This is a genomic window from Stenotrophomonas humi, assembly GCF_001431415.1.
GTDB lineage: Bacteria > Pseudomonadota > Gammaproteobacteria > Xanthomonadales > Xanthomonadaceae > Stenotrophomonas > Stenotrophomonas humi.
The window spans coordinates 1-709 of the sequence record NZ_LDJI01000058.1 but is presented as its reverse complement, the minus strand read 5'-3'; the positions used below and the strand labels follow the sequence as shown (position 1 = coordinate 709).

Here is a 709-nt window from a genome sequence, read left to right as displayed (position 1 = left end):
ACAGGGTCAGCTCGGAGCTGATGTGCTGGTCCCACGGCATGGCGACCACGCCCTGATACAGCGAGCCCTCGTCCGGACATTCAAACTCGGCCAGCGGCCACAGCACGCGGCTGGCCAGGCGTGACCACAGCACCACCCGCTGCGCGTCGCGCAGTTCACCTTCGGCGTTGACGCCGGCAATGGTAGCGGTGGCCTTGGTCAGGCCCATCGCCAGCAGTTCGTCGGCGAGCAGGTACTCAAGGCCCTTGGCGCAGGAAACAAAGAATTTCACGGGATCGGATCAGCTGTCAGAAAGGAAGGGATGCGGGCGGGCACGATGACCGGCCCCGGAGGGCATCCAGGGTCGCCATTGTAGGCAGTTGCAGGCCCGGGCGCCGGATCGGCTGGCCCGGGCAGCCTTCACACGCGGCCTAGAGCGAGCGCAGCAGGGCCTCGAAGGCCTGTGCGGAGGCCTCGACGTGGTGGCTAAGCCGGTGGCCGTCATCGACCAGCAGCAGGCGCGCCGAGCGTTCGCCGGCCCAGCGGATGACCTCGGCCGCCGGGATCAGCTCATCGCCCCAGGCATGCACCACGCTGATCGGCACCGGCGCGGCATCCAGCGCCGGCATCGGGCCCATGGTGGTGGGCGGCACCATCAGGAACAGGCCTTTCACCGGCACTTTCAGCGAGGTGATCGCCGAGATATAGGCCCCCAGGCTGGACCCGGCCA

Annotated in this window: 2 pseudogenes; both read right to left on the bottom strand. The window is 68.3% G+C overall.

The annotated features are described in order from the left end of the window. A pseudogene (locus ABB26_RS18250) lies at window positions 1-271 on the bottom strand (bifunctional 23S rRNA (guanine(2069)-N(7))-methyltransferase RlmK/23S rRNA (guanine(2445)-N(2))-methyltransferase RlmL); the annotation flags it as partial. 139 nt (window positions 272-410) lie between these two features. Next, window positions 411-709: pseudogene (locus tag ABB26_RS18245) on the bottom strand (hypothetical protein); the annotation flags it as partial.